This is a genomic window from Nostoc sp. (genome assembly GCF_036917455.1).
Lineage (GTDB): Bacteria > Cyanobacteriota > Cyanobacteriia > Cyanobacteriales > Nostocaceae > Nostoc.
The window spans coordinates 1-7,774 of sequence record NZ_JBALDK010000090.1; the positions used below are offsets into that span (position 1 = coordinate 1).

General features: G+C 39.8%; 5 protein-coding genes. 1 reads left to right on the forward strand and 4 read right to left on the reverse strand.

The genetic code is table 11. The features are described 5' to 3' along the window. Positions 1 to 401 precede the first annotated feature (401 nt). From V7K42_RS09795 to V7K42_RS09805, 3 genes are all read right to left on the reverse strand, one after another. Positions 402 to 1,643 carry a pentapeptide repeat-containing protein gene (locus V7K42_RS09795; RefSeq protein ID WP_334915681.1) on the reverse strand — a complete coding sequence of 414 codons (1,242 nt, stop codon included), beginning with the start codon at positions 1,641 to 1,643 and terminating at the stop codon, positions 402 to 404. Positions 1,644 to 2,127: 484 nt separating this feature from the next. Then, on the reverse strand, positions 2,128 to 3,603 hold the full coding sequence (locus V7K42_RS09800; protein ID WP_334915683.1) for a pentapeptide repeat-containing protein: 1,476 nt from the start codon (positions 3,601 to 3,603) through the stop codon (positions 2,128 to 2,130). A 216-nt stretch (positions 3,604 to 3,819) separates the two neighbouring features. Then, the gene (locus V7K42_RS09805; protein ID WP_334915685.1) at positions 3,820 to 4,563 is read right to left on the reverse strand and encodes a pentapeptide repeat-containing protein; all 744 of its coding nucleotides are present in this window, start codon (positions 4,561 to 4,563) and stop codon (positions 3,820 to 3,822) included. On the opposite strand from V7K42_RS09805, the gene V7K42_RS09810 reads away from it, so the two are divergent. Continuing rightward, the gene (locus V7K42_RS09810; RefSeq protein ID WP_334915687.1) at positions 4,534 to 5,724 is read left to right on the forward strand and encodes an FAD-dependent oxidoreductase; all 1,191 of its coding nucleotides are present in this window, start codon (positions 4,534 to 4,536) and stop codon (positions 5,722 to 5,724) included. The genes V7K42_RS09805 and V7K42_RS09810 overlap by 30 nt on opposite strands. A gap of 213 nt (positions 5,725 to 5,937) precedes the next feature. Here the strand turns inward: V7K42_RS09810 and V7K42_RS09815 are convergent, their stop codons facing one another. Beyond that, complete coding sequence (locus V7K42_RS09815; RefSeq protein WP_334915689.1) at positions 5,938 to 7,653, reverse strand: tetratricopeptide repeat protein; 1,716 nt, start codon at positions 7,651 to 7,653, stop codon at positions 5,938 to 5,940. Between the last annotated feature and the right edge of the window lie 121 nt (positions 7,654 to 7,774).

Sequence of the window (7,774 nt, forward strand, 5' to 3'; positions counted from 1 at the left end):
GTCTACTGATTAGAGAATTAGGTGTTATAAAGTATTAAAACATATAAGTATTTCAGCGATCGCTCTTTGGAGAAAAACTTTTTGGTTTACTGATATTTGATTTGTGAAATACATGTAGGGTGTCTTACCGTCAGCGTAACGCACCAAAGCTTTGGAGTCAGGTGCGTTACGGCTTACGCCTAACACACCCTACATATACTTAGATTTTTTAATCAATCAAATCAGATTCTTATAGCTTAAGTCTACTTCCCGCATTTCTCACAAGCTTGAGGGGTAGAGGGGTAGAGGGGCAGGGGAGCAGAGGGGCAGAGGGGAAAGAACTTGGTATTTTAACTCTCCTCTGCTCCCCTGCTCCCCTGCTCAAGCGCAGGCTTAATCGAGATGTGGTGAGAAATCCGGGTTTAATGCCACTGTTGTGGTATGTTGAAATTTTCCGGTAAGATTGTTGTGCGATCGCCAATTGCCTCTTCAATCTGCTGTAATTCTAGGTTTTCACATCCGCTCAAGTTTGCCCTAGAAAGGTTGGCTTCTTGGAAGTTCGCATCTTGCAGATTAGCTGTACTGAGTAACACACCTTCTAAGTTGGCTCCAGCAAGTTTTGCTCTTTGCAGGTTACTACCAATCAGGTTTGCATCTTGGAGGTTGCTACCCTCAAAATTTATTTCAAAGAGGTTAGCATCACAAAGAATTGCCCCTTCTAAGTTGGCATCACAGAGGATTGCCCCTTCTAAATTGGCATCACAAAGGATTGCCCCTTCTAAATTGGCATCATAAAGAATTGCCTTTGAGAGATTTGCTTTTCTGAGGACTACTCCTTGCAAATTGGCTTCTGGAAGGATTGCCTTTGAGAGGTTTGCTTCATAGAAGATTGAACCACAAAGATCGGTTACTGATAAGTCGGCTTCCGAGAGATTTGCTCGTGTAAAATTGACCCATTGTAAGTTAGCTCCTACGAAGATTGCCCTAGAGAGGTTAGCTTCCGTTAAGTCTGCATTACGGAGGTCTGTATTGCGTAAATCCAGTTTTTGATTTACCGGATCTTTATATGCATCGCGTCGTCCAATGACAGTTAAGGCTGTTTGAATATCTGTAGGAAGTTTTGATGACTCCTCTGAATCGTTCTCATATTCATGATTCACCGGAGAATTCTCGCGGATAAAAGCAGCGAGAATTTCCATAATTGTCCAATGGTCTTTCTGAGAATCTTTAGCAATTCGTTCTAAAGCATAAATGGCGGCAAATCGCGTTTCAATCTTTTCATTTCCCAGTTGTTCAATCGCTTTACAAAAACGTTCTGGAACAATTTCTTCTAGAGTTGGTTGTGTGTTATTAATGCCAGTTCCGATATTCTTATCCCAAGCTAGCGTCCCAGCAAGGAGTTGTGTTAACAGACTCTGATTTTCATCTAGGGAAAGTTTGGAAGTATAGTAAGCATTAGTAATTAATGCCAGTCCTCCAATAATTATGGCAAGAGTTGTTAATGCTTGATTAATATATTCTATTTTTTCCTGATTTGAAAATTCTTCAATACTTTCAAATAACGAGAGAATAAGAGTTGCTGAGAAAATAAATATAATTGAGATAAATACCAAAAAAGTCGTGAGTCCATTTGTCTTTATAAAAGATATGTCATAAGTCTTCATATCTGACTCCTTACGGAAATAAATGTAGGTTGATTTTAAGAGGATCTATAAATATCTGATAGCGTACAAATACGGAAGTACTTGACAAGTACTTAAATCTACTTAATGGAAATCATCTATGAAATCCATCACAACTTATTTTTCAAACGTCCTCTGAACTACGGGGGTTAGCGGTAGAGACACAATACTGTTGTGCCTGAAACGAAGCTATTCTAAGCAATTGAAATGTCCATATTAATTGTAAAGAATATGTTAATTTAGCCAACTTTGTATTTTAAAAAACTCACGTTTGAGGTTCAAAGGATCAACGTTGAGGTTCAGAGGATGAAATTTAAGCTTGCCAGTGTTTGGGTGGTTGAAGATTTTCCGGTAAGATTGTTGTGCGATCGCCTTTTGCCAATTCAATCTAGACTTTTGGTAGAAAACTATAGCATTAAGTGAAATCGGTAGAATGCGCCCAAATAACTAATGATGCGGTGATAACTCAACCTGATTGTCGCCAATCTGTCGGTGCTTCTATATAATCAGGTAGGCGAGTAGTGCGATCGCCAAGTGCGTTTCTAATCTGGTGTAACTCTAAGTTTTTAGCCCCTGTTAAAATTGTCCCTTCCAGTTTGACATCACGAAGGTCAGCTTCTAAAAAGTTAGCTCCCATCAAGTTAGCCTGAGTCAGATTAGCTTGATAAAGGGTCGCCCTATGCAGGTTTACTCCAATCAAGTTTGCCTGATGCAGGTCAGCTTCCGTTAAACTGGCTTCTGAGAGATTGGCAAAATAGACTTCTGTTTGGTGGAGTTTGGCTGCATTCAAGTTAGCCCCAGAAAGGTTGGCTCCATTTAGGTTAGCCCCCGAAAGGTTAGCACCAATCAAACCCGTCAGATTTAGGTTGGCTTTACCCAATTTTGCACCTTGCAAGTTAGCTAAAAACAGCTTTGCCCCAGAGAGGTCGGCAACTTTCAAAGTAGCTTGTTGCAAGTTAGCTTTATAAAGGTTTGCTCCTTGGAGATTTGCTACACGCAGACTTGCTCCAGAAAGGTTGGCTGAACGCAGGTTAGCCCCAGAAAGATTAGCGCGGTTGAGATTAGCCCAACAGAGATTAGCTCCACAGAGGCTAGCTTTTAGTAACTTGGTTTCATAGAGAATAGACCTAACGAGTTTAGCGCCGTTGAGGTCAGCCTCACTCAAGTCGGCTCCACGCAAGTCAGCCCCACTCAAGTCAGAACCACGTAAATCGGCTTGTTGCAGATTCACTCCTAGCAAGTCTGCTCGTCTGATGTCGATATGTCGTAAATCAAGTTTCTGATCTTTTGGGTCTTCGAGTAAATTCCGCCTACCGATGACAGTTAGGGCTGCTTGAATATCAGTGCGGATAATTGGCAATTCTTCATGAAGGCTTTGCTCCAACTGCTGTGTCGGACGCGACCCACTTCTACGCCTACCTGAGTAAGCATCTGGTGAATATTCCGCTTTTTGTTGCTCTACCTTCACCGGCTGGATAGGTGAATTTTCGCGCACAAAGGCAGTGAGGATTTCCATGATTGTCCAGTGTTCTTTAGGAAAATCCTGAGCAACTCTTTCTAATGCATAAATTGCACCTGTTCGGGTTTCAATTTTATCATGGCCAAGTTGGGCAATTGCCCCCATAAAGCGTTCTGAAGTCAATCTGTCTTGATTCAATTTGGCATTCTGAAGGCTAATTTCGATGTTTTTCTCAGCTGCGATCGCATTTTTATGCATCGCTTGGGCCCGCTTTGCTGAATAATATGTATTAAACATTGCTGCCGATGCCAGAAAAACTATTGCAGTAGTTGTTAACGCTTGGTTTCTATACTGAATTTTTTCCTGAACTGACAATTCTTTAATACTAGACAAAGCAAAGAAAATTACAGTCAATGAGCAGCCAAATAAAACTGTTATAGTTATGAACCAATTCAACAAAGTGTCTGTCTTTTTAGAAGACATGGTAAAAATTTTCCTTACAACTTAGAATTATTACTTAGATGTTTGGAAAAAATAGTATACCATTTAGCAGAAAATTATAATAGGTGTCATAAGACCTCTTTAACTAAGTAATAACATCGAATATACTTGTGAATTAAGGCAAAAATTGAACAATTATTGAAAAGCTTGCACTGGAAGTTTTCTTCCTTTTAATTTTCGTCTTGCAAAAATTGTGTTTTATTCAGATAATTTAGCTTCTCTCAAGTTTGCCCCATCAAGTATGGCATCATCAAGAATTGCCCCATGCAAATCAGCTAGATATAAGCTTGCATAATGGAGGTTAGCTCCTTTTAGGTTAGCTCCTTTTAGGTTAGCTGCACTAAGGATTGCTCCTTCTAGGTTAGCTAAATATAAGTTAGCACCTTCTAAGTTAGCTGCACTGAGAATTGATCCTGCGAGATTAGCTTCCGTGAGGTTCGCCCCAACAAGATTAGCTTGATAGAGGTTTATCTGTTGTAAATTTGCCCCATACAGATTCACTCCTCTCATGTCGATGTGACTCAAATCAAGCTGCTCATTTTCTGGGTCTTTATTTACATCTCTTCTAGCAATAACAGTCAGGGCTGCTTGAATATCTGTACGAACTTTCAGTGACAGGTTGCTTGTTACTTCTTCTTGAGATAGATAAAGAGTATTTTCTCTTAGAAAATTAATAAGAATATTCATAATTATCCAGTGGTACTGGGGATGATTTTGGGCAATTTGCTCTAAATCATTAATTACAGTTAGACTGGTTTCTATTGTGTTATTTCCTAGTTGTTCAATTGCTATTCTTAAACGTTCTTTTGGAGACTTATGCCGAGTTTTGCTAATTCTTTCTTGTAAAGTATCTATCCTCAGACATACTTTTGATAATTGAGCATTATTGATTGATAAAATATTTTTTATAGGATGAAAAAAATTAATAATTACTGTCAACATAAAAGAGTTAAAGACTTAGTGCTAATTGGTGGCGGTCACAGCCATGCAATTGCCCTGAAAATGTTTGGAATGAAGCCGTTACCCGGAGTACGTTTTACGTTGATTACTGCAAATCAAAAGACAGCCTACTCTGGAATGTTACCAGGATACATTGCTGGATTTTACACCCATGATGAATGTCATATTGATTTGCGACCCTTAGCAAACTTTGCTCAAGCAAATTTGTATATTGACAGAGTAGTCGCTCTAGACTTGGAAAACAACAAAGTTCTCTGTGCTAACGGATTGGCGGTAGATTTTGATGTGCTGTCTATTGATATTGGCAGCACTCCGGCCAGAGTGTCTGTATCAGGTGCAGCAGAATATGCGATCGCAGCTAAACCAGTATCACAGCTATTGGAACATTGGGATGAACTAATTGCGGCTGTAGGTAAAAATCCTCAAGAACTGATTAGGATTGCGATCGTAGGTGGAGGTGCTGGCGGTGTAGAATTGGCGTTGGCGATGCAATCTCATTTACATCAGATTTTACAACCAATTCAAAATCTAGAAATTCATTTGTTTCAGCGTCAAATGGAACTGATGCCAAATTACCATCAATCAGTAAGGCATCAAATTCAGCAAATTATCACCCAGCGAGGTATTGAGCTACATCTTGGAGAAAGTGTGTGTAATATCGCACCTATAAACCACAAGCAAACTAGAGAAATATTTGAGATTAAGTGCGAATCTGGTTTGATATTAGAATGTAATAAAATTTTTTGGGTGACACAAGCTTCAGCACCTGAATGGTTAAAAATTGCGGGATTAGAAACTGATGAGCAAGGTTTTATTCTGGTAGAGGACACATTACAATCTCAAACGCATCCGCAGGTATTTGCATCTGGTGACATCGCCACAATGGTAAATCATTCACGTCCGAAAGCAGGGGTGTTTGCTGTTAGACAAGGTAAACCTTTATTTGAAAATTTGCAACGAATTTTATTAGGTAAGTCGCTCAAACCCTATAAGCCACAAAAACAATATTTAAGTTTAATTGGTACAGGAGACAAACGAGCGATCTTAACCAAAGGCATCATTACTTTACCACCTCACAAACTCTTGTGGCATTACAAAGATTACATTGACAGGCGATTCATGGAACGCTTTCATTTTGAATAAATGAGGGAGTTAGTAGTTAGGAGTTAAAAGGATGTCTGAGAATTATCAAATATTTATTGATCCCCCCTAACCCCCCTTAAAAAGGGGGGAATAAGAGTGTCAAAGTCCCCCTTATTAAGGGGGATTTAGGGGGATCTCTAAGCATTCGGTGTATACAAAAAACTTTTCAGACATCCTCTAAGAGTTAGGAGAATTCTTTCCCCAATCCCCAATTTATCGAATCTGTTCAATTAGCTCAATAATTTGTTGATAATACTGAATATTTCCCTCTTGGTAATACAAGTCTGCGGATTTCTGGAAATCCGCAATTGCTCTTTGAGAATCACCTAAATTTTGGTAGACATCTGCTCGCAGAATGTAAGCTGAAGCCCAATGAGGCTGAAGCTGTAAAGCTTGATTTAAGTCTGTAAGCGCTCCCTGTAAATCTCTCAATAGAGAACGGCTACGACCCCGATTATACCAGTCTTCAGCAAAACTAGAGTCGATCGCGATCGCCCGACTATAATCTTCTATTGCCCCTTGAAAATCTTCTAGGGCATAGCGAGCATTAGCGCGATCGCTGTAAAATGCAGCAGATTGGGGATTTATTTGCAAAGCTTGGGTGTAATCTGCGATCGCACTTTCATAAGCTTCTAAAGCATAATGGGTTGAACCTCGGTTGTAATATGCTTCAATTAAATCAGGATTAATTTGTAATGCTCGATTATAATCTGCGATTGCTCCTTGTTCATCCCCCAAAAGACGACGAGCATTTCCTCTATTACAATACGCTTGCGAAAATTCAGGAACCAACTCTATCGCCTGGGTGTTATCATCGATTGCTCCCTGTAAATCTTGCAGAGCTTCACGGGCAATTCCCCGACCATAATAAGCTGCGGCTAAGTTATCATTAATCTGTAATGCCCGATCGTAATCTTTAATTGCTCCTTTATGATCTCCTAAAGAACGACGAGCCGCCGCGCGATCGCAATATCCTTCAGCTAAACTAGGATTGAGTTGTAATAAGCGATTGCTATCTTCAATTGCACTTTGATAATCTCCCAATCGGCGCAGAGCATTGGCCCGAAAGCCATATACTAAAGCTAGAGTCGGATTTTCTTGTAAGGCTTGGTCATAATCTGCGATCGCACCCTTATAATCTTCAAGAGTACTACGAACAAGACCCCGTTCACAATAAGCTTGCACATCATCAGGATTGAATTTTAGCGCTTGGTTAAAGTCCTCAATTGCTCGGTGATATTCTTTGATATGAGCAAGAACCAAACCCCGATTATAATATGCTCCGGCAAACCTGGGGTTAATTTCTAGGGCGCGGTTGTAATCTGCGATCGCACTTTGATAGTCTGCTAAAGAGTAATAGGCATTACCTCGATTATGATAAGCTTCCGCCAACTTAGGATCTAATTGTAATGCTCGGTCATGATCTGCGATCGCTTCGTGAAAATTTCCTAAGATATGGTGAATATTACCCCGATTGCTGTATGCTGCGGCAAAATTGGGATGCCATTGTAAAGCTTGTTGAAAATCTGCGATTGCTCCTTGACGATCGCCTTTTTCAAAACAAGCTACACCTCGATTATGATAAGCATTAGCAATATCAATATTGATATTATCAGCTAACTGGGTACTAGTTTCTATTGTTTTGATATAATCAGCGATCGCTTTGTCGTATTTTTCTAGGGCAAAGTAAGCATTACCCCGACTGTGGTAAGATTGGGCGAAATTGGGATCGATTTGCAATGCTTGATTATGATCTGCGATCGCTCCTTGATAATCGGCTAAAAAGTAACGAGCATTACCTCGCTGAGAGTAGACTGTGGAAAAATTGGGGTTGATTTCTATAGCCTGGTTGAAAGATGCGATCGCTCTTTGATAATCCCCTTGCAAACTGTAGTTTAATCCTTGGTTTAAGAATTCTTCAGCATTCATGTAATTTTCTTGGATTTCGACATTCCTAGCTTAAAGGCAACGGGATTTTTAACGATATGTTATGAAAATCGTTCCAGTTCCTATTGTGCCTCTTGCTAAGATTTTAATTCCTGATTTTTTG

Coding starts and splice junctions, on each gene's coding strand:
- V7K42_RS09795 (WP_334915681.1), bottom strand. CDS start 1,643: ATGAAGACTTATGACATATCTTTTATAAAGACAAATGGACTCACGACT.
- V7K42_RS09800 (WP_334915683.1), bottom strand. CDS start 3,603: ATGTCTTCTAAAAAGACAGACACTTTGTTGAATTGGTTCATAACTATA.
- V7K42_RS09810 (WP_334915687.1), top strand. CDS start 4,534: ATGAAAAAAATTAATAATTACTGTCAACATAAAAGAGTTAAAGACTTA.
- V7K42_RS09805 (WP_334915685.1), bottom strand. CDS start 4,563: ATGTTGACAGTAATTATTAATTTTTTTCATCCTATAAAAAATATTTTA.
- V7K42_RS09815 (WP_334915689.1), bottom strand. CDS start 7,653: ATGAATGCTGAAGAATTCTTAAACCAAGGATTAAACTACAGTTTGCAA.